This window comes from Pseudofrankia coriaricola, assembly GCF_032027725.1.
In the GTDB taxonomy this organism is placed as follows: Bacteria; Actinomycetota; Actinomycetes; order Frankiales; family Frankiaceae; genus Pseudofrankia.
In genome coordinates, this window is record NZ_JASNFO010000024.1 from 76173 (window position 1) to 99032 (window position 22860).

The 22860-nt window shown below is 71.7% G+C and carries 19 protein-coding genes and 1 pseudogene; 13 read left to right on the forward strand and 7 right to left on the reverse strand.

The features are described 5' to 3' along the window. Positions 1–18 precede the first annotated feature (18 nt). The 4 genes from QOZ89_RS13870 (at position 19) to QOZ89_RS13885 (ending at position 4751) form a co-directional block, all read left to right on the forward strand. Positions 19–1728 carry a class I adenylate-forming enzyme family protein gene (locus tag QOZ89_RS13870; protein WP_083418533.1) on the forward strand — a complete coding sequence of 570 codons (1710 nt, stop codon included), beginning with the start codon at positions 19–21 and terminating at the stop codon, positions 1726–1728. A gap of 153 nt (positions 1729–1881) precedes the next feature. Further along, positions 1882–2418 (forward strand): cupin domain-containing protein, encoded by a 537-nt coding sequence (locus tag QOZ89_RS13875; RefSeq protein ID WP_071048538.1) that lies wholly within the window; start codon positions 1882–1884, stop codon positions 2416–2418. A gap of 152 nt (positions 2419–2570) precedes the next feature. Further along, positions 2571–3404: an amidohydrolase family protein gene (locus QOZ89_RS13880; protein WP_071048539.1), complete on the forward strand. Its 834-nt coding sequence runs from the start codon at positions 2571–2573 to the stop codon at positions 3402–3404. 156 nt (positions 3405–3560) lie between these two features. Then, complete coding sequence (locus QOZ89_RS13885) at positions 3561–4751, forward strand: cytochrome P450 (protein WP_071048540.1); 1191 nt, start codon at positions 3561–3563, stop codon at positions 4749–4751. Positions 4752–4754: 3 nt separating this feature from the next. Here QOZ89_RS13885 and QOZ89_RS13890 read toward each other — a convergent pair whose 3' ends face one another. Next, positions 4755–4889: a hypothetical protein gene (locus QOZ89_RS13890; protein WP_274536515.1), complete on the reverse strand. Its 135-nt coding sequence runs from the start codon at positions 4887–4889 to the stop codon at positions 4755–4757. A gap of 85 nt (positions 4890–4974) precedes the next feature. Between QOZ89_RS13890 and QOZ89_RS13895 the strand changes: the two genes are divergently transcribed. The 4 genes from QOZ89_RS13895 to QOZ89_RS13910 all read left to right on the forward strand — a co-directional run bounded on the left by QOZ89_RS13895 (position 4975) and on the right by QOZ89_RS13910 (position 9638). Further along, positions 4975–5844: an SDR family NAD(P)-dependent oxidoreductase gene (locus QOZ89_RS13895; RefSeq protein WP_071048541.1), complete on the forward strand. Its 870-nt coding sequence runs from the start codon at positions 4975–4977 to the stop codon at positions 5842–5844. Then, entirely contained in the window at positions 5841–6863 is a 1023-nt protein-coding gene (locus tag QOZ89_RS13900; protein WP_071048542.1) for an NAD(P)H-dependent amine dehydrogenase family protein, read from the forward strand. The genes QOZ89_RS13895 and QOZ89_RS13900 overlap by 4 nt, the downstream gene beginning before the upstream one ends. Beyond that, positions 6860–7711, forward strand: a complete 852-nt coding sequence (locus QOZ89_RS13905; RefSeq protein ID WP_312623965.1) for an SDR family NAD(P)-dependent oxidoreductase — start codon at positions 6860–6862, stop codon at positions 7709–7711. The genes QOZ89_RS13900 and QOZ89_RS13905 overlap by 4 nt, the downstream gene beginning before the upstream one ends. 196 nt (positions 7712–7907) lie before the next feature. Continuing rightward, positions 7908–9638, forward strand: a complete 1731-nt coding sequence (locus QOZ89_RS13910; RefSeq protein WP_312623966.1) for a class I adenylate-forming enzyme family protein — start codon at positions 7908–7910, stop codon at positions 9636–9638. A gap of 152 nt (positions 9639–9790) precedes the next feature. Here the strand turns inward: QOZ89_RS13910 and QOZ89_RS13915 are convergent, their stop codons facing one another. Next, complete coding sequence (locus tag QOZ89_RS13915) at positions 9791–10849, reverse strand: NAD(P)H-dependent amine dehydrogenase family protein (RefSeq protein ID WP_312623967.1); 1059 nt, start codon at positions 10847–10849, stop codon at positions 9791–9793. A 149-nt stretch (positions 10850–10998) separates the two neighbouring features. On the opposite strand from QOZ89_RS13915, the gene QOZ89_RS13920 reads away from it, so the two are divergent. The 4 genes and pseudogenes from QOZ89_RS13920 to QOZ89_RS13935 all read left to right on the forward strand — a co-directional run bounded on the left by QOZ89_RS13920 (position 10999) and on the right by QOZ89_RS13935 (position 13715). Further along, complete coding sequence (locus tag QOZ89_RS13920) at positions 10999–11778, forward strand: SDR family oxidoreductase (protein WP_071048546.1); 780 nt, start codon at positions 10999–11001, stop codon at positions 11776–11778. 202 nt (positions 11779–11980) lie between these two features. Further along, positions 11981–13093 carry an ABC transporter substrate-binding protein gene (locus QOZ89_RS13925; RefSeq protein ID WP_071048547.1) on the forward strand — a complete coding sequence of 371 codons (1113 nt, stop codon included), beginning with the start codon at positions 11981–11983 and terminating at the stop codon, positions 13091–13093. A gap of 83 nt (positions 13094–13176) precedes the next feature. Beyond that, positions 13177–13338 (forward strand): annotated as a pseudogene (locus QOZ89_RS13930) (NUDIX domain-containing protein); the annotation flags it as partial. Positions 13339–13382: 44 nt separating this feature from the next. Beyond that, positions 13383–13715 carry a hypothetical protein gene (locus QOZ89_RS13935; RefSeq protein ID WP_312623994.1) on the forward strand — a complete coding sequence of 111 codons (333 nt, stop codon included), beginning with the start codon at positions 13383–13385 and terminating at the stop codon, positions 13713–13715. A 257-nt stretch (positions 13716–13972) separates the two neighbouring features. Here the strand turns inward: QOZ89_RS13935 and QOZ89_RS13940 are convergent, their stop codons facing one another. From QOZ89_RS13940 to QOZ89_RS13955, 4 genes are all read right to left on the reverse strand, one after another. After that, on the reverse strand, positions 13973–15928 hold the full coding sequence (locus tag QOZ89_RS13940; RefSeq protein WP_071048549.1) for a M13 family metallopeptidase: 1956 nt from the start codon (positions 15926–15928) through the stop codon (positions 13973–13975). Positions 15929–16058: 130 nt separating this feature from the next. Beyond that, positions 16059–19028, reverse strand: a complete 2970-nt coding sequence (gene ppc, locus QOZ89_RS13945; RefSeq protein ID WP_083418534.1) for a phosphoenolpyruvate carboxylase — start codon at positions 19026–19028, stop codon at positions 16059–16061. A 94-nt stretch (positions 19029–19122) separates the two neighbouring features. Next, positions 19123–20151: a hypothetical protein gene (locus tag QOZ89_RS13950; protein WP_131803950.1), complete on the reverse strand. Its 1029-nt coding sequence runs from the start codon at positions 20149–20151 to the stop codon at positions 19123–19125. Between the two features lie 627 nt (positions 20152–20778). Further along, a complete protein-coding gene (locus QOZ89_RS13955; RefSeq protein WP_131803952.1) occupies positions 20779–21093 on the reverse strand; it encodes a hypothetical protein in 315 nt (104 codons plus the stop codon). 159 nt (positions 21094–21252) lie between these two features. On the opposite strand from QOZ89_RS13955, the gene QOZ89_RS13960 reads away from it, so the two are divergent. Further along, positions 21253–22104, forward strand: a complete 852-nt coding sequence (locus QOZ89_RS13960) for an SGNH/GDSL hydrolase family protein (protein ID WP_241841677.1) — start codon at positions 21253–21255, stop codon at positions 22102–22104. A 40-nt stretch (positions 22105–22144) separates the two neighbouring features. Here QOZ89_RS13960 and QOZ89_RS13965 read toward each other — a convergent pair whose 3' ends face one another. Beyond that, positions 22145–22432, reverse strand: a complete 288-nt coding sequence (locus tag QOZ89_RS13965) for a putative quinol monooxygenase (protein ID WP_071048553.1) — start codon at positions 22430–22432, stop codon at positions 22145–22147. Positions 22433–22860 lie beyond the last annotated feature (428 nt).

The following is a 22860-nucleotide window of genomic DNA, read 5'->3' on the forward strand; positions in this document are numbered from 1 at the left end:
CGAAGGAGGGACGACCCGATGACCAGACCCACCCTGGAGCACACCGGCCTCGCGCCGGCGTACCGCGACGACCCGCGGCTCGCGCCGCTCATCCACCCGGGAGGACCGTTCGAGGTCGAGAACGTCGTGCTGGCCGGCATCCCACTACGGGACTTCGTCCGCGCGCCGCGCACCATCGTCGACGTCTTCCGGGCCGGCGCCGCGCACGACGCGCTCGTCAACGTCGTCTACGAGGGCGAACGGCTCACCTTCGCCGACGTACGCGGCCGGGCCCGCGGTGTGGCCCGCGAACTGCGGACGACCTTCGGGGTCCGTTCGGGGGACCGGGTCGGGATCGCGATGCGCAACCTGCCGGAATTCGTCATCGGGTTCTGGGGCGCCGCGCTGGCCGGGGCGGTCGTCGTGCCGCTGAACTCCTGGTGGACGGGTGGGGAGCTGACATACGCCTTACGCGACGCCGGCGTCTCGGTGCTGTTTGCCGACGGCGACCGGTGCGAGCGGATCCGCTCGGCCGACCGGCCCGAGGGCCTGGCTTTGGTCGGGGTGCGCACGGACGCCGGCGACCTCGCCTTCGATGAGCTGACGGCCGCCGCCCCGCTCGCGGACGACGAGTTCGCCCGGCTCGACCGGGACGACCCGGTGACGCTCCTCTACACGTCCGGTACCACCGGACGCCCGAAGGGAGCGCTCAACACCAACCGCGGCACGATCGCCAACCTCTGGAACATGGCCTTCGCCAGCGCGCGCGAGGCCATCATCGCCGGCCGCCGGCCGGCGCCGCCCCGCCAGTCGGTGACGATCTCCACCGCGCCGCTGTTCCACATCGGCGGGGTGTCGGCCATCGTCGGGGGTCCGCTCGGTGGCGGCAAGATGGTGCTGATGCGCCGTTGGGACGCCCAGGAGTGGGCGCGGCTCGCCGTCGACGAGGAGGTGACGGCGCTCGGTGGCGTCCCAGCGGTCGCCCGCCAGATCCTCGAGTACCCGGGCGTCGGCGAGTTGGGGCTGGACGTGCGGCTGTTCTCCATCGGCGGCGCCGCCGTCCCACCCGACCTGGTGACGCTCGCGACCCAGGTGTTCGGCGCGGACGTCGCGCTGCTGAACGGCTACGGCCTCACCGAGACCACATCCGCGGTGGTCACGAACGTCGGCGTCGAGTTCGCCGCGCACCCCGACAGCGTCGGGCGACCCAACCTCACCGCCGATGTCAAAGTCGTCGACGCCGACGGCACGCCCCTCGGCCTCGGCGACGTCGGCGAGATCTGCTTCCGCTCGCCACAGGTCGCGCGCGGCTACTGGAACGACGCCGCCGCGACCAAGACCTCGTTCCGGGATGGCTGGTTCCACTCGGGCGACCTCGGCTGTGTCGACGCCGAGGGTTTCGTCCACGTCGTCGACCGTCTGAAGGACGTCGTCATCCGCGGCGGCGAGAACGTCTACTGCGCGGAGGTCGAGGCCGTCCTGCACGAGCACCCGGACGTGGTGGAGGCCGCGGTCGTCGGGATCGATGACCGGGCGCTGGGCGAGCGGGTCTGCGCCGTGGTGGTCCCCCGCCCCGGCACCGAGCCGACCCTGGCGAGCCTGCGGGCGTTCGCGGCCGGCCGGCTCGCCGCCTTCAAGTGCCCGGAAGCGCTGGTCGTCCTGGCCGAGCTTCCCACGACCGCCACTGGCAAAATCGCAAAAACCGCCCTGCGCGCCCAGGTCGCCGCCGCCGCCGAACGGGCCTGGTGACCAAAGCAGTCACTCTGCGACTGCCCCAGGGACTGATCAGCGTCCTTGTACTCCTGGCCCAGGGCAGCTCCCATGCATGAAACGAAAGTCAGGCTTCACCATCCAATCAGTCTCACGGCAAAACCCTGGCCAGGAACAAAGTGAGGTGCGGGCATGAGCGAGACAACGACCCAGACAGCCCCGGTGGCGGAGGAAACGACGGAGGCCGGCCACCGGCGCGAGACCTTCCGCTTCGCCGAGGCGCCGCTGCTGCACGAGACCGGGATGATGTCGATGCCGGTCATGACCCCGGAGGCGCCCGAGCAGTTCATGGAGTGGGTGTCGAGCGGCGGCCAGCTCGTCAAGGTGCTGTTCGGCGACCCCGAGGCCGGCGGGACCAGCCTCGTGTGGTCACGGTTCGGTCCAGGTTATGTGCTTCCGCGCCACTCCCACAGTGCCGACTGCCTCTACTACGTGACCCGCGGCGAGCTGCGCATGGGCAGGACCGTGCTGGCGGAGGGCGACGGGTTCTTCCAGCCGGCGGACCGCCCTTACACCTACACCGCGGGCCCCGCCGGCGTCGAGATACTCGAGTTCCGTACCAGCAGCCCCTTCGACATGCAGATCACCGAGAGTCTGCCCGGCTGGGGACGCGTCCTGGAAGCGATGCGGGCCAACCGCGACCAATGGGCGGCGGAGGCGAAGGCCTGAGCAGGCCGGCGCCAGGTACTTCCTCGCACGTTCCGCGACACCGAGATCACCGAGATCACCGAGTCTTCTCCTCTCGCCCTCCCACGGCGCCGGCGCGACACCGGGCCGAAAGACGAGGGAAAGGCTCACTCACCTATGAGAGGAGACCGGCGATGACCCGCGCCATGGACTGTCTGGTGAACGTCGACTTCGGCGACCAGAAGAAGCAGCCCGACTGGATGATCCGCGTGAAGGAGGACTACTTCAAGGGCGGCGACGACTTCTTCAAAAGCCCCGAGCTGCCCGAGCTTCTCGACGACATGGACGCCAACGGCGTCGAGCGGGCGATCCTGATCGCAAAAGTCGGGAAGACCGACGGCCGGGCGTTCCAGTTCGCCGAGGCCCGCCCGGACCGCTTCGCCCTCGCGATCGGCGGTTTCAACCTGCTGCGCCCGATGCCGGCGGTGCGGGCGTTGGAGTCCTACGTCCGCGACTATCCCGTCGTGTGCACGAACGTCGGCCCCAGCTTCTGGGGCGACGGCATGTACCCGCCCACCGACCCGGTCTACTACCCGATCTACACGAAGTGCTGCGAGCTCGAGCTGCCGCTGTGTGTCAACACCGGCATCCCCGGCCCGCCACTGCCGGCCGAGCCGCAGAACCCGATCCACCTCGACCGGGTCTGCTACCGGTTCCCCGAGCTGAAACTGTGCATGATCCACGGCGCCGACCCCTGGTGGGACACCGCGATCCGCCTCATGATCAAGTACCGAAACCTGCGGCTGATGACGTCGGCCTGGTCGCCGAAGCGGCTGCCGGCCTCGCTGCTGCATTTCATGTCGACCCGCGGCAAGGACCGCGTCATCTTCGCCTCCGACTATCCCGTGCTGTCGTTCAAGCGGACCCTGGGCGAGGCGGCTGCGCTCGACCTGACCGACGAGGTCCGGGACAACTGGCTCTACAGCAATGCGGACGCCTTCTTCTTCGGCGGCAAGACCTCGTCCTGACGACAGGCGCGACCGCGGCGGGCGGCGCTCACAAAGATCTAGACGTACTGCGCACCAACAGCGGCCAGGTCGACCCTGGCGGCCACATGGTCCGTTCGCCTGCCAGGCACGGATGAGGTCGCTCGGTCGCTGGTCCAAGACCAGCCGGAGGCTCCTATGACCGATCTCTACTGGGACCCGATCGCTCCCGAACTGCGCGACGACCCGTACCCGCTCTGGCGGCGGTTACGGGACGAGGCGCCGGTGTATCGCAACGACCGGTTCGACTTCTACGCGCTGTCCCGCTTCGAGGACATCGAGGCGGCCCACCGTGACGCCGAGACGTTCAGCTCGAGCCACGGCACCACCCTCGAGACGATGTCGCCGGAGCCCCACGACACCGCGATGATCATCTGGCTCGACCCGCCCAAGCACACGACACTGCGCAAGCTGGTGTCACGCGCGTTCACCGTCCGCCGAGTGACGATGCTGGAGGAACGCATCCACGAGATCTGCGCGGAGCTCCTCGACGCCCAGATCGGCTCCGGCGGTTTCGACTACGTCCAGGACTTCTCCGCGATCCTCCCGCCGACGGTCATCTCGATCCTGCTCGGCGTTCCCGGCAGCGAGCGCGAGGAGCTGCGCCACCTCGTCGACAACGTCTTCCACATGGAGGAGGGCGTCGGCATGGCGAACGAGGTGTCCCTCCATGCTCTGACCGAGCTCGGGCAGCGCCTCGGCACGCACTTCGCCGACCGGCGCACGCATCCCCGCGACGACGTGTTCACCGACCTGGTCAATGCCGAGGTCGCCGACGAGCTGACCGGCGAGCCGCGCCGGCTCACCGACGAGGAGCTCGCCAGCTTCGCGATCCTGCTGTTCAGCGCCGGCAGCGAGACGGTCGCCCGCCACCTCGGCTGGGCCGCCAGCGTGCTCGACGATTACCCGGACCAGCGGGCCGAACTGGCACGGGACCCCGCGCTGATCCCCGGAGCGGTGGAGGAGATCCTCCGCTATGAGCCACCGTCGCCGGTGAACGCCCGCTGGACGACCCGCGACGTCACCCTGCGGGACGCGACGATCCCGGCGGGCTCCCGCGTCATCCTCATCACCGGCTCGGCCGGCCACGACGAGCGCAAGTACCCGGACCCCGACGCGCTCGACATCCACCGCAAGGTCGACCTGCACATGACCTTCGGCTACGGCATCCACTTCTGCCTCGGTGCGGCGCTGGCCCGCCGTGAGGGCCGGATCGGCCTGGAGGAGACGCTGCGGCGCTGGCCGAAGTGGACCGTCGACCGCGCGGCCACCGAGATGCTGTACACCAGCACCGTCCGCGGCCCGCTGCGCCTGCCCATCCGCGTGTGACGGTCAGGTCGTCCACTGCCCGCGGTCGACGCCCCGTGGCCGGCCGGCCACGGCGGCACGGTCGTAGCAGGCGGGCAGGCCGACGCCCGCCGGGCGAAGCCGAGGAGGCTCACGGCCCACCAGCCCGATGTCAGCCATGTCCGCGACCTGGCCGTCCTCGAACCAATATTCGTATAATGTATTCACTCCATAGAGGTAAAATCTCTTGAAAGGTGCCCGTGTGATGGTGGAGAACGAGTTCCAGGGTCGTTACGGGCCGTGGGCGATGGTGGCCGGCGCGTCGATGGGGATCGGTGCCGCGCTGTCGCACGAGGCCGCTCGGCGGGGCTTACACGTGGTGCTGCTGGCCCGGGGCAAGGACCAGCTCGAGGCGACCGCGGCCGAGGTCGCCGCCCAGCACGGCGTCCAGGTACGGACGATCGCGGCTGACCTGGCGTCGCCCGACATCGGCGCGGTCGTGGCCGACGCGACGAAGGACCTCGATGTCGGCCTGTTCGTCTACAACGCCGCGGTCGGGCCGAACAGCCGCTTCATCGACGGTGACCTCGACCTGCACCTGCTGAGCGTCGACGTCAACTGCCGCACACCGGTGATCCTCTGCCACTCCTTCGGACGTCGGCTGGTCGAGCGCGGGCGGGGCGGCATCGTGATGATCAGCTCGATGGGCGGCACCCAGGGAGCGGTCAACTTCAGCACCTACAACGCTGGCAAGGGTTTCCAGTGGATCCTCACCGAGTCGCTGTGGACCGAGCTGGCCGACCGCGGCGTGGACGCGGTCAACGTGTTCGTCGGCGCCACGTCGTCGCCGAACTACAACTCGTTCCAGGAGACGCTCGACACCGAGCTGTGCGGCCGCGTCGACACGGACGACCCGCTCGACCGGGCCCGCTCACGGCTCATGCGGCCGAGCACCCCAGAAGAGGTAGCGACCGCATCATACGAAGGCCTCGGCCGGGGTCCGGTGACGTACACCCACCCCGACGACGCGTTCGTGTCGCAGCGGTGCTTCGCGCTGCCCCGGAACGAGGCGACGCTGGTGTGGCGGGCGTTGCAGGAGACCTCCACCCGCCGCCCCGACCGGGTCGCCCGGTGAGCCGGCGGCTACGGGTCGTCCAGTGGACGACCGGAAAGACGGGCAGCGCCGCCGTGCGCGGCATGGTCGACCACCCGGTGCTCGACCTCGTCGGCTGCTACGCCCACTCACCCGACAAGGTCGGCCGCGAAGTCGGAGAGCTGTGCGGGATCGACCCGATCGGCGTCACCGCCACAGACGACATCGACGCGCTGCTGGCGCTCGAGCCCGACTGTGTCTCCTACATGGCGTACCGGCCGAACTTCGACCACCTCGAACGGATCCTCGAGTCCGGCGCCAACGTCGTGTCGACCATGTACATGATGGCCGGCTTCGGCTACGGCGAGCAGGCCACCCACCGGCTGCGGGACGCCTGCCTGCGGGGCGGCTCGTCCCTCTACGCCTCCGGCATCTATCCCGGCCACGCGCCGACGGTCGCCGTGGCCGCGAGCGCCATGTGCAGCCGCATCGAACGCCTCTCGGTCCTCGAGTCGCTCGACATCTCCGGCTACGCCAACGAGCAGATGTTCCGCGCCCAGGGCTTCGACCTCGACCCCGATGACCCGGCCGCCCGCCAGGCATGCGAGGCCTCGTGCGGCTCGTTCAAGGACCAGATCCCGGTACTCGCCAAAGCGCTCGGCGTAAGGATCGACGGCGTCGGCTTCCGGGTCGAGTTCGCCACCGCCAACCAGGACACCGACTTCGGCTTCATGACCGTGAAGAAGGGCCGCGTCGCCGGCTTCAAGGGCACCGTGTCGGGCGACAAGGACGGACGCTCACTCATCGAGTGCAGCTTCGTCTGGAAGCTCGGCGAGGACATGACCCCGAACTGGCCCGTCACCCACGGCTACGTCATCGAGCTCGACGGCGTCCCGGGCGTCCGCGTCCGCCTCGAGCCCCAGGGCGACCACCTCGACGGCACCGTCACCACCGCCATGCCCGCGGTCAACGCCATCCCGCTGGTGTGCGCGGCGCAGCCGGGGATCGTGAACCTGATGGAGCTGCCCCTCGTCCGCGCGGCCGGCCAGTTCCGGCCATGATCGGCGACCTGCTGCGACTCGACGGCCGGACCGTCGTCGTCGCGGGCGCCGGGGGCGGCGGCATAGGCACGGCGGTGTGCGCGGCGGCCGCCGAGCTCGGGGCCAACGTCGTCGGCCTCGACGTCGACAGGGCGGCGCTGGCGGACGCCGAGGCGGCGGTCGCGGACACGGGTGCCGCCGCGCCGTTCCGGGGTGTGGTCGCGGACGTGCGCGTGAAGGACGAGGTCGACGCCGCCGTCGCCGACGCGGTGGCGGCGTTCGGCTCGGTCGGCGGACTGGTCCACGTCGTCGGCGGCCAGCGGCCCCGGCACTGGCAGCCCGCCGACGACTTCCCGCTCGCCGACCTCGACGAGGTCCTCGACCTCAATCTGCGCTCGGCGCTGCTCACCAGCCAGGCCGCCGCCCGCGCGATGACCACGGCGGGCCAGGGCGGCAGCATCGTGCACATCGCGTCGGTCGCCGCGTTCTTCGCGGCGCCGTTCAGCCTCGCCTACAGCGCGGCCAAGGCCGCGCTCATCTCGCTCACGAGAACGACCGCCGCCGAGTGGGGCCCGCGCAACATCCGCGTCAACGCCGTCGCCACCGGCACCATCCGCACCCCGCACAGCCGAGGTAACGACGCCGCCGACCAGGCCCGCGACGCCGTGCTCGCACTCAGGCGGCGCGGCACACCACGGGAACTGGCGGGAGCCGTGATGTTCCTCCTCAGCGACCTTGCCGGTTTCGTCACCGGCCAGACCCTCACGGTCGACGGCGGCTCCACCATCCGTCCCTCCTACCTCGGACCGGACGACGTCCCGGTCTTCATGGAGGACGGCGACCTACGCCGAAGGCTGCTCCAACAATGACCAACCCGCGCGTCCCGTCCCCGGCTGACGCGGGCCACCCGGCCCTTGGACAGCCAGATCGCATGGATCGCGCGGCTTGGCCCCGACCGCCGAAACATCTATACTATTCAGTCATGTTACCGAGCGGTTCAGCCCCGCGCGCGCCGCGCGACCGGGTGATCGGGGTCGCCGGGGCCTGGTCGCGGAGGACCCGCTGATGACCGTGGCCGGGACCGACACGCGAGCCGCGTTGCTGGCGCCCGGGTCGTACTTCGAGGTCGTGGACGAGGATGTCCGCGGCGTCCGGATGCCGGTGTTCCGGCACCGGGCCCGGTCGCTGCGCGAACTCCTCGACCGGACGGCCGGGTTCGGCGAGCGGACCTACCTGGTCGACGGCGACGTGCGGCTCAGCTTCGCCGCCCACCTGGAACACGTCGACGCCCTCGCCGCGGCCCTGCGGGACACGTACGGGCCGCGCCCGGGCGACCGTGTCGCGCTCTATGCCGCGAACCGCTGGGAGTGGGTCGTCGCCTTCTGGGCCGTCGCGACGACGGGCGCGATCCCCGCCGCCTTCAACAGCTGGTGGACACCCGACGAGTTCGCCCACGCCTCGGCACTGGTCGAGCCGTCGCTGGTCATCGGGGACGCGCCGCGCCTGGCGCGCGCGGCCGAGGCCGCCACCACTCTCCCGTTGCTCGACCTCGACGAGGTGCCCGGCCTCGCCCGGGCCCACCGCGGCGCACGGCCCGCGCCGGTCACGGTCGACGAGGACGACCCCGCGGTCCTCATCTTCACCAGCGGCACCACCGGCCGGCCCAAGGCCGTCAGCACCGCGCACCGGGGGCTGTGCGGCCTGGAGCAGGTCAACAGGTTCACCGAGATGCTGGCGATGGCCGCCATGGGCCGGCCGGTCCCGGCGTCCGCCGACGACCTGCCCGTCCGCGACGACGTCGTGCTCGTGACCTCACCGCTCTTCCACACGTCGATGCTCTACGGCGTCGTGCTGCGCGCGGCCGCGGCCGGCACGGCGGGGGTGCTGCTGCCGGGACGCTTCGACCCCGAGCGCGTGCTCGCCACGATCGAACGGGAGCGGGTCACCAGCTGGCTCGCGCTGGGCAGCGCGGCTCCACGGGTCTGTGCCCTCCCGGGCCGCGACCGGTTCGACACGACCAGCCTGCGCCACATGGGCGTCGGCGGCGCCCCGGTCAGCCCCGCCGTCCAGCGGGCGATCCGGGAGACCTTCCCCGGGGTGGCCCGGACACTCAGCATCGGCTACGCCAGCACCGAGAGCGTGGCGGTCGTCGCCAACCTCAGCGGACCGGCCCTCGAGCGGCACCCCACCTCCACCGGCCGGGCGAGCGTGACCACCGCGGCCGAGGTGCGCGACCCTTTCGGCGCGCCGGTACCCGACGGCACGCTGGGCGAGGTACACGTCCGCAGCCCCTACCTCATGCTCGGCTACTGGAACGACGCCAAGGCCTCGGCCGAGGTGCTCAAGGACGGCGGCTGGCTGGCGATGGGGGACGTCGGCCGGCTCGTCGACGGCCTGCTGTACATCGACAGCCGGGCCCGCGACATGATCATCGTCAGCGCGGAGAACGTCACGCCGACCGAGGTCGAGCACCGGCTGGAGGCGCACCCCGACGTAGTCGAGGCCGCCGTCTTCGCGGTCGACGATGAGCTGACCGGTGACGCGGTCTGCGCCGCCGTCGTCGCCGGGCCGGACGCGAGGCTGGACGAGAGCGACCTGGACGCGTGGTGCCGGGCCACCCTCGCGCACTACAAGGTGCCCACCCGCTGGCACCTCGCCCACGACCCGCTCCCCCGCACGGCGACCGGCAAGCTGCTCAAGCCCGTCATCCGCGCCCAGGTCACCGGGGCGGAACCCTCCGCCGACCGCGGACAGGGCGACGGGGGCGACGGGGGCGACGGGGGCGACGGCGTCTGAACCAGCGGTCCCCGCCTTACGGCTGCCGACCATCAGCCCGGCGGGGCGATGGTGCCGCGCCGGTCGTTCAGGAAGCCGCCGACGGGAGCAGGACGGGCTTGATTTTTCGTCGCGACGACTCGACGCCCCTCGACGCGGATGAGCCGGATCGGCTAGCGGTGCAGGTGCGGCGGCTGGGTCAGCGGCAGGTCCAGGTGGGTCCGGAGGCCGGCCGGCGCGGCGACGACGGTGGGGATGGCGTTGACGGCCGCCATGGCCGTCCAGATCCGCCCCCAGTAGCCGATGTCGCCGTTCGGGCCGGGCTCCGTCGGCTCGTAGTTCACCCGGAACGAGGGCAGCCCGGTGAAGTACAGGGCGTACTTGGCGTTCTCGTACCCCCAGTCGGGGTCGGTGGTGTCGTCCATCCGCCAGTAGGACCGGAAGATCACCACCGGCTTGCCGCCATTCCAGACGCGCCATTCGAGGCGCATCCCGGCGACGTGCCCCTTCTTGATCGAGCCGGCCCGCACGGTGACGTCCCGGACCGCGACCGCCGTGTCCCACACGAAGTCGTAGTCCTCGACCTCGATCCCCAGGCCCGACGCCAGCAGGTAGATCGACTCCTTGAAGGTCCGGCCCATGGTGTCGAACATCCGCGGGGGGTCGGCCTTCAGGTCGTCGGGGTCCCGGCCGAACCCGAGGCCGTCGAATATCATCGCCGCCGAGGGATGGTTGCGGAAGTCGCCCACCTCCTGGACGACGAGCTCGTCGATGCGGGATGCCAGCCGGGCGAAGGTCAGGGGCAGCAGGTCGCCGGCGAACCCGGGGTGGATCCCGGAACCGAACAGCGACACCCCGCCCTCCTGGCAGGCCGCCTCGAGCCGCTCGCGCACGTCGGCGTCGAGCGCGGCCGGGAAGGTGAAGCCGGACGGCGTCACCAGGTTCTTGCCGCTGCGAAGGATCCGGACGATCTCGTCGAGGTCCACGTACAGGGGCGCGTAGTTGACGCAGTCGGCGTCCAGTGCCAGGAGCGCCTCGGCGTCGCGCGTCGCGACCACGCCGACCGGGTCGATCCCGGCGAGCTCGCCGACATCCCTGCCGTCCTTCTCGTCCGAGGTGACGTAGCAGCCGACCACCTCGAAGGCCGGGTTGTCGACCATGTGCCGGACCGAGATCTGCCCGATGCTGCCCATCGCCCACTGGATGACCCGCAGCGGAGGTGAGGTCGCCATGATCGATCTCCTCGTCTCTGGGTGTTCCACGCGCGGCGCACCCCTCGGTGCCGGCGCCGTGGCCCGCGGTCCGCGGGTCGGAGCCTCCCCGAACACCTCTCCCTAAAGATATATAGCTTTAGGGAGCGGGCGGGTGATAGGAAGGGCTGATGTTCGAGGACAACCAGGTCGCGATCGTCACTGGCGTCGGCCCGGGCATGGGCCGCAGCATCGCGCTGGGCTTCGCCCGGCGGGGTGTCGACGTCGCCCTCGCCGCCCGGCAGCGGGCCCGCCTCGAGGCGGCGGCCGACGAGGTGCGCCAGGCCGGGCGCGAGCCGCTGGTGGTGCCGACCGACATCACCGACCGGGCCTCCTGCACCGCCCTTGTCGAGGCCGCGGTGGAACGCTTCGGCGGCGTCGACTTCCTGGTCCAGAACGCCCACCACGAGGGCGACTGGGCCCCCGTCGCCGATGCCGATCCCGCGAGCTGGCGGACGGTCTTCGACGTCAACCTCTTCGGAACCCTGTACCTCGTCCAGGCCACGCTCCCGGCGATCCGCGCGCGCGGCGGTGGAGCGATCGTCCTGGTGAACAGCGGCGCGGTGCTGTCGAACCCGCCCAACCTCGCGGCCTACACCGCCTCCAAGGCGGCACTCGCCGCCGTCGCCCGCACCCTGGCGGTCGAGGCCGGGCAGTGGGGCATCCGTGTCAACGGCGTGTTCCTCGGCGGCGTGCTCGGCGACAACATCCTCCACGCGGCCGAGCACCAGTCGGCGGCCGAGGGCATCACCGTCGACGAGTGGCTCGACCGGCGGGGCGCCACGCTGCCGCTGCGGCACATACCGACACCGGACGAGTGCGCCGGCGCCGTGCTGTTCCTCTGCTCCGACCTGGCCGCCGCCGTCACCGGACAGCACCTGAGCGTCAACGGCGGACAGTGGACGACCTGACCGCCGGCATCAGCCCGCCATCCTGGATCCCGACGTAGCCCACCTGAACCGCCCGCATCGCCGATTCGGCTGTCGGCGGACCTGGCTGTCCCGAGTCATCCGGCGGCAGACCGCCATGGCATCGAGGTCGTCGGCTCCGCGAGACGGCTGGCAACAGGCGAACGCCGCCGGCTGGGGCAGCCGACGAGACAGGAGACGAACCATGGCCGTGGGACACCAGGCGGAGCCGATCAAGCTCGGGGTGCTTCAGGACTTCACCATCCCGCCCGGGAGCGCGTACGACACCCGGCAGGACTTTCTCGACGCGCTGGCGCTGGTCTTCCGCGAGGCGCGGGAGTCCGGTCTGCTCGACCGGTCGGTGGAGCTCGTCGAGCGGAACGCCGACGGGTTACCTACCGGCAGCGTGAAGTCCGTCATCGACACCTACGGGGAGCTCGTCGACGAGGGCTGCCTCGCTGTCTTCGGCCCGCACATCTCCGAGAACACGCTCGCCCTGCGGCCGGAGATCGAGCGGCGGTTCCGGGTGCCGTCGATCAGCGTCTGCGGCGCCGACCAGTGGCTGGGGAAGTGGACTTTCGCGCTGCCGAACGGGTCGATGACCGACGAGCCGATCGTCCTCGCGCACCTCGCCGCCAGGGCCGGCGCGCGCACGGTCGGGGTGCTCGTAGAACGCTCGGTGATCGGCCAGCTGTACGGGCGCAGTTTCCGCGACGCCTGCCGCGAGCAGGGACTGCGCATCCTCGCGGAGGAGACCATCGCGCAGACCGGGCAGGACATCGCCGACGCGGTGCGCTCCATCCACGGGTCGCGGCCCGACGCGCTCGTGCACCTCGGCTTCGGCTACGGCGTGATCCGGATCAACGAGGCGCTCGAGGCCGCCGGGTGGGACCCGCCGCGGTACATGGGGACCGCGTTCGAGGACGCGTACTTCTCGGACGAGATCTGGGACGCGTACGTCGGCTGGGTCGGGCTGGAGCAGTACGACGAGGAGAACCTGGTCGGCCAGCGGTTCCTGGACCGCTTCGAGGCCGCGTACGGCCGCCGGCCGGAGTACTACGCGCCGGGGCTGTGCCACGACGCCGGCGCGGCGCTGGCACGCGCGTTCGCGGGCGCCGAGCCACTGTCGCCGCGCGGCGTGCGGGACGCCCTCGAACGCGTGAAGCTCGTGCCGGCGGCATCCGGCGCCCCGGGAACGACGATCTCCTTCGGCCAGTGGACCCGCCGCGGCTGGATGGGCTCGAGCTACCTGGTCGCCCGCGCCTTCGAGCCCGACCGCAGGTCCCACCGCCTCGTCGCCAGGTTCGAGCCCAGGTGAGCTCGTCGGCTGGTTTGGAGTCCCAGGGTGAGCGCGTGACGATTGATTCGCCGGGATCCCCGGTGATCCGAGTGAGCGCCGTGGTGCTGCGGGACGCTGCCGGCCGGGTGCTGACGGTCCGCAAGAGCGGGACGTCGCGGTTCATGTTTCCCGGCGGGAAGCTGGAACACGGCGAGTCCTTCGAGCAGGCCGCGGTGCGCGAGGTCGCCGAGGAGCTGGGCCTGCCGCTCGCCTTGGCCCAGCTGCGGCCACTGGGAACGTTCGTCGCCGCGGCGGGTCGGAGACTGCCTTGCCGTATGCCATCGAACTCTTCCTCGACGAGCACGCCGACCGCCAGGTCAGACAGATCTGGGCCGCTCTGGACGAACACGGCATCCCGTCGCTGGGTAGCATTCTCAATGCCGATTGCCACCCGCACGTCACGTTCTCGGTGTTCCGCTCGTTCTCGCTTGCGTGGTCGAAGGACGTGATCCGCGCGGCAGTGAAGTGTGGCCCGCTTTCCGAGTCACCGGAGCAGACAGCTCGCTCCGCGCCGTTCTCGAACACCGTGGTGCGGCCGGTCCGCTCGCAGACGAAGCAGTCGAGCTGGAACTCGATTCTGGGACGCCAGTGCAGGTTGTGAAACGGCGAGACGGGTACTGCCAGGGCAGCCGTGACCTCAACGGAGCGGAGCATGGACGGATCTTGGCACGACCGGCGCGCCCGGTGGCCCGTCGGCCAAGACCTGAGCGTTGAAGGCAGCTGAGCGGAGGTACGCCTCGTCGGGTACGGGGAGACGCTCCGGCGAAGCCGGCGCCGAGGCCCGGGCGAGATCGTCGCCCGGGCCTCGGGGAGGGAGCGACGGCGATGAGCCTCGCCGCGCCCCCGGTGGCTACCCGGCTACCAGATGCGGACCCGGTCGGGCGGGTCCAGCCATAGTCCGTCGCCCGGTGCGGTGTCGAAGACCTCGTGGAACTCGTCGAGGTTGCGCACGATGTTGGCGCGCAGCTCCGGCGGGCTGTGGGGGTCGGTGGTGAGGTACTGCCGCTCGAGCTCCAGCCGGCGCTTCGTGCGCCACACGAAGGCCCAGTTCATGAACAGCCGCCGCCGGTCGTCGCGCGACGCCTCGCCGCTCTGGGAGATGACATAGGCCTGGTGCGCGATGGTCAGGCCGCCGAGATCGCCGATGTTCTCGCCGACGGTGAGCGCGCCGTTCACCTTCTCGCCCGGCAGGTTGCGCGGCTCGAACCCGTTGTACTGCTCCACCAGCGTCTTCGACTTCACCTCGAAGGCGGCCTTGTCGTCCGGGGACCACCAGTCGTTGAGGTTGCCGGCGCTGTCGTACTGCGCTCCCTGGTCGTCGAAGCCGTGACCGACCTCGTGGCCGATGACCGCGCCGATACCGCCGTAGTTCTCGGCCGGGTGCGCCTCAGGGCTGAAGAACGGCTTCTGCAGGATGCCGGCCGGGAAGCAGATCTCGTTGGTGCCGGGGTTGTAGTAGGCGTTGACGGTCTGCGGGAGCATGAACCACTCGTCGCGGTCGACCGGAGAGCCGATCTTGGCCAGATCCCGGTCGGTCTCGAACGCGGCGGCGGCCTGGGCGTTGCCCATCAGGTTGCCACGGCGGACGAGTAGCCGCGAGTAGTCCCGGAACTGGTCGGGGTAGCCGATCTTCGGCCGGAACGTCTCGAGCTTCTCGTATGCCCGCCGCTTGGTCCCCTCGGTCATCCAGTCCAGCCGGGAGATCGACTCGCGGTAGGCCGCGAGCAGGTTCGCGACCAGGTCGTCCATCTGCGCCTTGGCATGCGGCGGGAAGTGGCGGGCGACGTACTCCTTGCCGACAGCCTCACCGATCGCGCCCTCGACGAACGACACCGCGCGCTTCCACCGGGCCCGCAGCTCGGGCGTGCCGGTGAGCGTGCGGCCGTAGAAGTCGAAATGAGCCTCGACGAACGCGTCCGGCAGGTAGGGCGCGGCCGAGCGCAGCACGTGGCTGCGCGCCCACTCGCGCCACACCTCGATCGGCGTATCGGTCAGCACGGTCGCCAGGTGCCGGAGGTACGACGGCTGCCGCACGCACACCTCCGCCAGCGTCGCGTGCGGGCCGGTCAGCTGCCCGCCGAGGCCGGTGACGTAGACGTCCCAGGCGAAGGCCGGGCAGAGCGCCGTCAGCTGCTCGGTCGTCATCAGGTTGTAGGTCTTCTGGACGTCGCGGGTCTCGGCCCGCTCCCAGTGGCCCTTCGCGAGCAGGGTGTCCAGGGCGAGGATCCGCCCCGCGGCGCCCTCTGGGTCGGGGTGCTCGCCCAGGCCGAGCATGCGCGTCAGGTAGGCGACGTACTTCTGCCGGATCTCGGCGAACTTCTCGTCGCGGTAGTACGACTCGTCCGGCAGGCCGAGGCCTCCCTGAACAAGGTGGAACAGGTAGCGGTCGGAGTTGCGGTCGTCGGTGTCGACGTAGGAGCCGAACAGTCCATGGCCGCCGATCCGCTCGAGCTCACCGAGGAACGCGGCCAGGTCGCGGATGTCGTTCAGGCCGCTGGCGGCGTCCAGCAGCGGCCGCACCGGGCCCAGGCCGAGCTCCCGGATCGTCTCGACGTCCAGGAAGGAGTTGTAGAGGTCGGCTATCTTCCGCGCGTCCTCGCCCTGGGTAGCCGGGTCCTGCGCGGCAAGGTGGGTGATGATGTCGCGGACCTGCTGCTCGGCGGCGTCGGCCAACTGCACGAACGGGCCCCAGCTCGAGCGGTCGGACGGGATCTCCGCCTCGGCGAGCCACCGTCCGTTCACATGGCCGAAGAGGTCGTCCTGCGGTCGTACGTCGAGGTCCATGCCCTCGCGGGCGTCGTCGAGGATGCTCACGGAACGAAAGTCTCCAATCTAGTGGGCGTTCAGGGAAGTCTCCCGCCAAGAACCCTTCGGCCGGCGGCCCGGCCGCTCCGCCCGTGACCAGGCCCAGCGGCAGTGAGCCCGTCCCAGAGCCCGGTCCTTCTCAGCCCGTGTTGCGCAGGCCCGCGGCGATGCCGTTGATGGTCAGCAGCAGGGCCCGGCGCAGGCGCGGGTCGGTCTCGCCGGCCGGGTCGGCCTGGGCGTCGGCGCGGGAGCGGGCGAGCAGGGAGACCTGCAGCGCGTGCAGCGGGGCGAGATACAGGTCGCGTACCTCCAGCGTCTGGCGGAGCACCGGCGTGTGCTCCAGCAGGGTCGACGTCCCGGTGACGGCCAGCACCTCGGCGACCGTGCGCTCATGCTCGGCGCGGATCACCTCGAACAGGCCGGCATGCTCGGCGGGCACCAGCGTGGTGACGTAGTCGGCGGCGATGCGCAGGTCGGTCTTCGCCAGCGTCATCGACACGTTGCTCAGGAACGTGCGGAAGAAGTGCCAGGACTGGTACATCTCGGCGAGGGTGTCGCCCGCGCCGGCCGCCCGCGCGGCGGCGAGCCCCGTGCCGACCCCGAACCAGCCGGGCAGGATGATCCGGGACTGGGTCCAGCCGAACACCCACGGGATCGCGCGCAGGTCGGCGAGCCCGCCGGCGCCGCCCGGCCGGCGCGACGGGCGGGAACCGATGTTGAGGTGGCCGAGCTCGTCGACCGGAGTCGCCGCCAGGAAGAACGGCACGAGCGCCGGGTCGGCCGTCAACGCCCGGTAGGCGGAGCGCGCCGAGTCGGCCACCGCGTCCATCGTCTGGTCCCACTCGGCCAGCACGTCCGCCGGCTGGCGGGACGCGCGGTGCAGGATCGACGCCTCCAGCACGGCGGCCAGCGCGATCTCCAGGTTGTGGCGGGCCAGCTGGGGCAGCGTGTACTTGTCCGAGATCACCTCGCCCTGCTCGGTCACCTTGATCGGGCCGTCGAGGGTGCCGAACGGCTGGGCCAGGATCGCCTCGCCGGTTGGCCCGCCGCCCCGGCCGACCGAGCCGCCGCGGCCGTGGAACAGCCGCAGCACGACGCCGTGCCGGCGGGCGACGTCACGCAGCTCCCGCTGCGCCCGGTGGATCTCCCACTGGGACGCGGTGATGCCGGCGTCCTTGGACGAGTCGGAGTAGCCGAGCATGATCTCCTGGAGGTTGCCGCGCGCGGCGACCACCGCCCGGTAGGACGGGTCGGCGAGCATGCCGTCGAGCAGCCGCCCGGCGGCGCGCAGCTCGGCGACCGTCTCGAACAGCGGCACGAACCCGATCCGCGCCCGCGCTCCGGCGCCGGCACCGGCACCCGGAGCTGGGCCGGGGTTGACGTCGACGAGGCCGGCCTCGCGGGCGAGCACGACGACGGCGAGTATGTCGTCGACGTCGCGTGTCATCGACACGATGTAGCTTTCGATGACGTCGTCGCCGAACCGGTCCAGCGCGACCCGGATCGTGGTGAACAGCTCCAGCACGGCCGCCGCCGTCGGGTCGGCCGGGACGGGCGCCGCCGCGCCGGACAGTGGCCGGCGTCCCGCGAGCTCCCGCGAGAGCAGCGCGATCCGCTCGGCGCGGTCGAGGTCGGCGTACGGGCGGGGCAGCTCGCCGAGCCGGTCGTAGAGCGCGCCCAGCGCGGCGTGGTGGCGCTCGGCATGTTCGCGGATGTCGAGCGTCGCGAGCGACATCCCGACCGCCGCCGCCACCCGGATCGCGCGCCGCAGCGGCCCGTCGGCCACCAGCTCGCCCCGGTGCTCCGACAGCGACCGGTGCATCACGGTCAGGTCGGCGAGCAGGTCGCGGGGGTTCAGGTAGTCGCGGCCGGGGACGTGCGCGGCGCCGGCGGCCAGCCGGTCGCGGGTCGCCGCCAGCCGGGCGAGGATGTAGCTGCACTTGAGCCGGTACGGCTCCGCGGCGTTGAGCCGGATGAACCGGTCGTATACCTCCGGATGGGCGGCCCGGTCGGCGTCGAGGCTGGCCAGCAGCTCGTCACTGACCTCGACGACCAGCGTCGAGGCCGTCAGGTCCTTGATCAGGCCGTCGACGGCGCCGAGCAGGACCCGGATGCCGAACTCGTGCTGCAGCGTGAGCACGTCGAGCGTGACGGCCGGGGTGACGTTCGGGTTGCCGTCCCGGTCGCCGCCGGCCCACGAGCCGAACCGGAGCGGCCGCGCGGTGACCGGCAGCCCGGCCCCGACCAGGGAGAGCGCGCCGTCCAGCTCCTCCAGCAGGCCGGGCAGCACGTCGGTGGCGATCGACGTCAGGTAGTAGGCGGCGGATCGGGCCTCGTCGGTCGGCTTCGGGCGCTCCACCCGAAGCTCGTCGGTCTGCCAGAGCACGTCGACGGCCTCGGCGAGGCGGCGGTCGACGACGGCGCGCCGCGAGGGGTGCGCGCGTGGGTCGTCGGCGGCGTCGAGCAGCTCGGCGATCCCGCGCAGCACGTCGAGCACCGATCTGCGGCTCGCCTCGGTCGGGTGCGCGGTGAACACCGGGCGCAGCTCGAGGCGGTCCACCAGCTGGGCGGGCAGCTCCGGGTCGAGCTGGCCCGCGGCCACGGCGGCGGCGATCCGGGCGCCGGTCTCCTCGAGCGCGCCGCGCGGGCGGTCAGTCAGCTCGCGCGCCCGGTGCAGCTGCTCGGTGATGTTGGCGAGCTGGAAGTACGCGGTGAACGCCCGCGCCAGCACGATCGCCGTCGGGTGGTCGACGGCGGCGAGCACCCGGTGCAGGTCACCGCGGTTACCGCGGTCACGGTCGGCGCCGTCACGGTCACCGCCGCGGGCGAGCGCGCGCACCCGCTCGACGAGCTCCAGCAGCTCGGCGCCCTCGTGCCGGGTCAGCGCCTCGCCGAGCAGCTGGCCGAGCCGGCGCACCCCGGCGCGGACTCCGGCGTGCCGCACGTCCGAGGCCACCCCGCCGGCGAACGTCCCTGCGTCGCGGCTCCCGGCGCTCCCGTCGCGGCTCCCGGCGCCCCCAGTGCTTCCGGCGTGCGGTCCCTGCGCGGCGCCCGGCCCGGGACCGGTCCCGTCTGTCCGTGCCTCGCCGCGGTGGTCCCTGGACGTCACGCCGCCTCCGGTGGTCTCGGGCTTCGCGCGGGACGCGCTCAGCGGTATGCGAACGATGTCGGCGCGGCCGGCGCTGGCCGTGCTCGCCGTCCGCTCACTGCCATGTTCCCTGGATGTAGCGGGCAGGACGTGCCTGCGACGAGCCGGTGGTCTCGAAGGAGGGCTGGCCCGGGTTGTCAGCGGCGGTGCCGTCGCGGGCGCCGTCCGGGCCGACGGTGATCATCCGCCTCTCGTCGCCGACTTCGAGCTCGACCTCGACCCGCCAGCGGCAGTCGCAGGTCGCGGTCGTCACGGCGAGCAGGAACGAGCCGCTCGCGCCCGGGGGCAGCACGCTCGCCTGCCCGGCCGGCGCGGGAACGACGACGCGGGCCCCGGCGGCCGACAGCACCATGTCGAGGTTGATGCTCGTCACCGCTCCCGCCAGGCCGGGTGGCGCGGCGCATGTGAGCAGGAGCCCGCGCCTCGGTTCCTTGGCCAGGCCGTCGAGGCGCGGAGTGAACCCGACAACTTCGACCGTCTCGTCCGGGCCGGCGGTGAGGTTGAGCTGGACCGGGGTGGTGTCCGCCGGTACCGCGCCGAGCGACGCGGCCCAGGCCGCACGGCCGTAGCAGTCGTCGCGGCCCCCCGGAGGCGCCGGTGGCATGCCCACGTCCTCGCCGGCCACGTAGCTGGCGACGCGCGGGGTGCTCGCCGCGCCCAGCGTCATCTGGTCCGGGTCGGTCTGGACCGTGAGGGCGTACGGGGTGGCGCAGCCCCAGTCGAAGTCGTGGCAGACCCAGCTCCGCGCCCCGTCACCGGCGGGCGTGGCGGTGAGGGTGACCGTTCCCGCGGCCACCAGCACGACGGCCACCCCGGCGCCGATGAGGATCCGGACTCGGCGCCGCGGCCGGCCGGGCGGCGGCCCGGCTGCCCGCGGGGCCAGTGCCGCGTCGTCCCCCGGCGGCGGACCAGCCGGCTGACCAGTCGTCGGCCGGCGCGCGGTGGCATGCCTGCCGGCCCGGCCGGCGGGCGGCCGGCTCGAGGGCGGCCGGCCTGAGGCCCGTGTGTCCGCCGGTGTGTACGAGGCCGGCTTCCGCGGCGTCTTCTCCTCGGCTGGGGGCGTCGCCGAGGACGGCGTGCCCACGGTGTGCTCACCCGGCCCCCGCCGTTCGCGCCAACGCGCCATCCCGGTCCCGCTTCCCACCGTCAATCAGGACAAAGATCCGTGGCCAGCATGTCCGGGCATCAGGCGAGCACGCCGCCGGTTTCGCCGACGCGTCAGGGTGTTGGGCTAATTCAGTGGAGATAGACGGACCGTTGGGGGAGTGGGGCTGACTGTAACGTCGACGAGCCGGCACGTTGGCGGTCTCCTGGCCGCGACGATGGAGCCGGCCGCCTTCGCGCGTTCGGCTGGCTGGTGCCGCTTCGGTGAAGGTTGGACCGCCGGCATCGCCCCGCCGTGAGCCTCAGCGGCGGGTCTGTATCCGGATCCGAACCGGTGGGGGCTCGGAGTCGAATCCGGGTACCGTCCGCGCGATCTTCCGTGATGAGGCTCGGGCGACGCTTGTCGGAGCTGACTGTCGGCGGTCACTGTACCGATGGAGCTCGAGCTGGCTATCTGGCCCGGACCTGATCAGACCGAATTTCCGTACGTCGATGAGTTGGTCGATGGCTCGGCTTCGACGATCTGATCAATGGATACGAACCGGTGGTTCGAAGCGCGGGTCGACTCCTGGGCCCGAGTTCTGCTAACCGCGGGTTGCCGCGCCGTTCACGAGCATCCGCAGGAGGCGTCGACTGGGCGTCCGTGCCGTCGGAGCGCGGCCGTGCTGGCCGCCGTGGCCGCCCCCTTCAGGGGCGTCAGCCGCGGCGGACGGTCAGCGCGGGATCGAGACCCGGTGGCGGACCCGTCCGCGGCGAGCGCCTCGATGACACGATCGGCGATCGCCTCCGCGGTGGCCATGGCACCGGCGTCACCGATCGCCAGGCCGTGGAAGCGGAACAGGCAGAAGAGCAGGTCCTCGCGGAAGCCCGACACCGTCGAGTCATGGTCGCCGCACACCACTCCCGGCCGCCCTTCGGGCAAGGAGACAGCTAGGTGGCAGGTGGGCTCCGGGCGATTCCCGCAGACCACACATCGTTCAAAGATCATATTCACTTTACCCCCGTTGCGGCCCGTGAGTGCCACCGAGGCATCATGGCATACGAGACCGGATGAGCTGGGCATTCAGGTGCGTCGGCCGCCGTGCGTGTCGAGCGACAGCCACCGACGGTCACCAGCGAGGTGGCCTCGGGGCGCGGCCGCGCCGCCGGGCATGTCGCGGAGGAGGCGGTTGTGCGCTATGTCGCGATCGGGGACAGCTTCACCGAGGGCGTCGGCGACGAGCGAGACGACGGCGCTCCCCGCGGCTGGGCCGACCTCGTCGCGGCCGGGCTCGCCGTGCACCACCACCCGGCCGAGGTCTGGTACGCCAACCTCGCCGTCCGCGGCCGGCTGCTCGAACCGATCATCACCGAGCAGCTCGACGCCGCCCTCGCCCTCGACCCGGCGCCGACGATCCTGACGCTCAACGGCGGCGGCAACGACATGATGCGCCCGGGCGCCGACGTCGCGCGCCTGAGCGCCCTGACGGCGAGGGCCGTCGACCGGTGCCTGGAGGCGGGCGTCACTCCCCTCCTGCTCGCCGGCGCGGACCCCTCCAACCGGCTTCCCTTCGGCCGGACGCTGCACCGGCGCGCGGCCGAGCTGACCGACGCGGCCGCCGACCTCGCCCGGGACCGCGGCGTGCTGTTCGTCAACGTCTTCGCCGACACCGAGATCCGCGAGGCGCGCTACTGGTCCGAGGACCGGCTACATCTCAACCCGCTCGGCCACCACCGGGCCGCGACGTTCGTCCTCGCGGCCCTCGGCGTCGCGGCGCCCCCGCCCCCGCCGGCCGACGAGGTGCTGCCGCGGTCTCGCCGTCTCGCCGAGGCCGGCTACTACTGGCGCCACGTCCGCCCCTGGCTGGCGCGGCGACTTACCGGACGCTCCTCCGGCGACGGGCGGGACGCGAAGCACTCGACCTGGGCCCTGGTCAAACCCACCGTGGCCTGACCAGCCTCCGCGCCCGCCCGCCCGCGCCTCTGCCCGCGGCTCAGGTGAGCGAGCGGACATCCACGACGTCATATTCAGCCACGTACGCCGCGAGTGTCGCCGCGGTCTGCTCGTCGCTCGGGCCGCTGCCGCGGAAGGCCTCGACGGCTTCCAGGGTCTCCCAGCGTTCGAACACGTTGATCCGTGCCGCGTCGATCAGGTCGGCACTCAGGGCGAAGTCGAGGCATCCCGGCGTCCGGCGCGCGTGCTCGACAACGCCGACACAGCCGACGAGGTAGCGATCTCGCTCGGCAGGGTCTACCAGGATCTGCCCCGCGACGATAATCATGAAGTCCCCTTTCCGAGCCTCGACGCCGCGACCGACGTGCGGAACAGACTCCCCTGCGCTTCGCGGCTCATCGCCAGGCGACGAACTGAGCGCAACGCATCTGGCCGCGCCTCGTCAGGGCGACGACTGCGACCAGTGCCGTCCCGGCAACGTTCACCCGCCTCTCGCCACGAAAGATCGCCAGGACTGTACCCAGATCCGAGCTCTGATCCCCTATCCAGTTCGGATCCGCATCCTCTTGTAGGTCAGCTCGAGATTCCTCGTCGGCACGCCGACCCAGCTGCCACCGCTCTCCACGCTGATCAGGCGGGCCCGCGACCACGCCGGCTGGCCCGCCTGACCGGCCCCGGGCGCCCGGCCCACCGGCCGGGTGGTCCGGCGCCCGCCCCGCCCGCCGGGCCCCGGGGCGCCCCCCATCCGGGGGGGTG

Coding starts and splice junctions, on each gene's coding strand:
- QOZ89_RS13870 (WP_083418533.1), top strand. CDS start 19: ATGACCAGACCCACCCTGGAGCACACCGGCCTCGCGCCGGCGTACCGC.
- QOZ89_RS13875 (WP_071048538.1), top strand. CDS start 1,882: ATGAGCGAGACAACGACCCAGACAGCCCCGGTGGCGGAGGAAACGACG.
- QOZ89_RS13880 (WP_071048539.1), top strand. CDS start 2,571: ATGACCCGCGCCATGGACTGTCTGGTGAACGTCGACTTCGGCGACCAG.
- QOZ89_RS13885 (WP_071048540.1), top strand. CDS start 3,561: ATGACCGATCTCTACTGGGACCCGATCGCTCCCGAACTGCGCGACGAC.
- QOZ89_RS13890 (WP_274536515.1), bottom strand. CDS start 4,889: ATGGCTGACATCGGGCTGGTGGGCCGTGAGCCTCCTCGGCTTCGCCCG.
- QOZ89_RS13895 (WP_071048541.1), top strand. CDS start 4,975: ATGGTGGAGAACGAGTTCCAGGGTCGTTACGGGCCGTGGGCGATGGTG.
- QOZ89_RS13905 (WP_312623965.1), top strand. CDS start 6,860: ATGATCGGCGACCTGCTGCGACTCGACGGCCGGACCGTCGTCGTCGCG.
- QOZ89_RS13910 (WP_312623966.1), top strand. CDS start 7,908: ATGACCGTGGCCGGGACCGACACGCGAGCCGCGTTGCTGGCGCCCGGG.
- QOZ89_RS13915 (WP_312623967.1), bottom strand. CDS start 10,849: ATGGCGACCTCACCTCCGCTGCGGGTCATCCAGTGGGCGATGGGCAGC.
- QOZ89_RS13920 (WP_071048546.1), top strand. CDS start 10,999: ATGTTCGAGGACAACCAGGTCGCGATCGTCACTGGCGTCGGCCCGGGC.
- QOZ89_RS13925 (WP_071048547.1), top strand. CDS start 11,981: ATGGCCGTGGGACACCAGGCGGAGCCGATCAAGCTCGGGGTGCTTCAG.
- QOZ89_RS13965 (WP_071048553.1), bottom strand. CDS start 22,432: ATGATTATCGTCGCGGGGCAGATCCTGGTAGACCCTGCCGAGCGAGAT.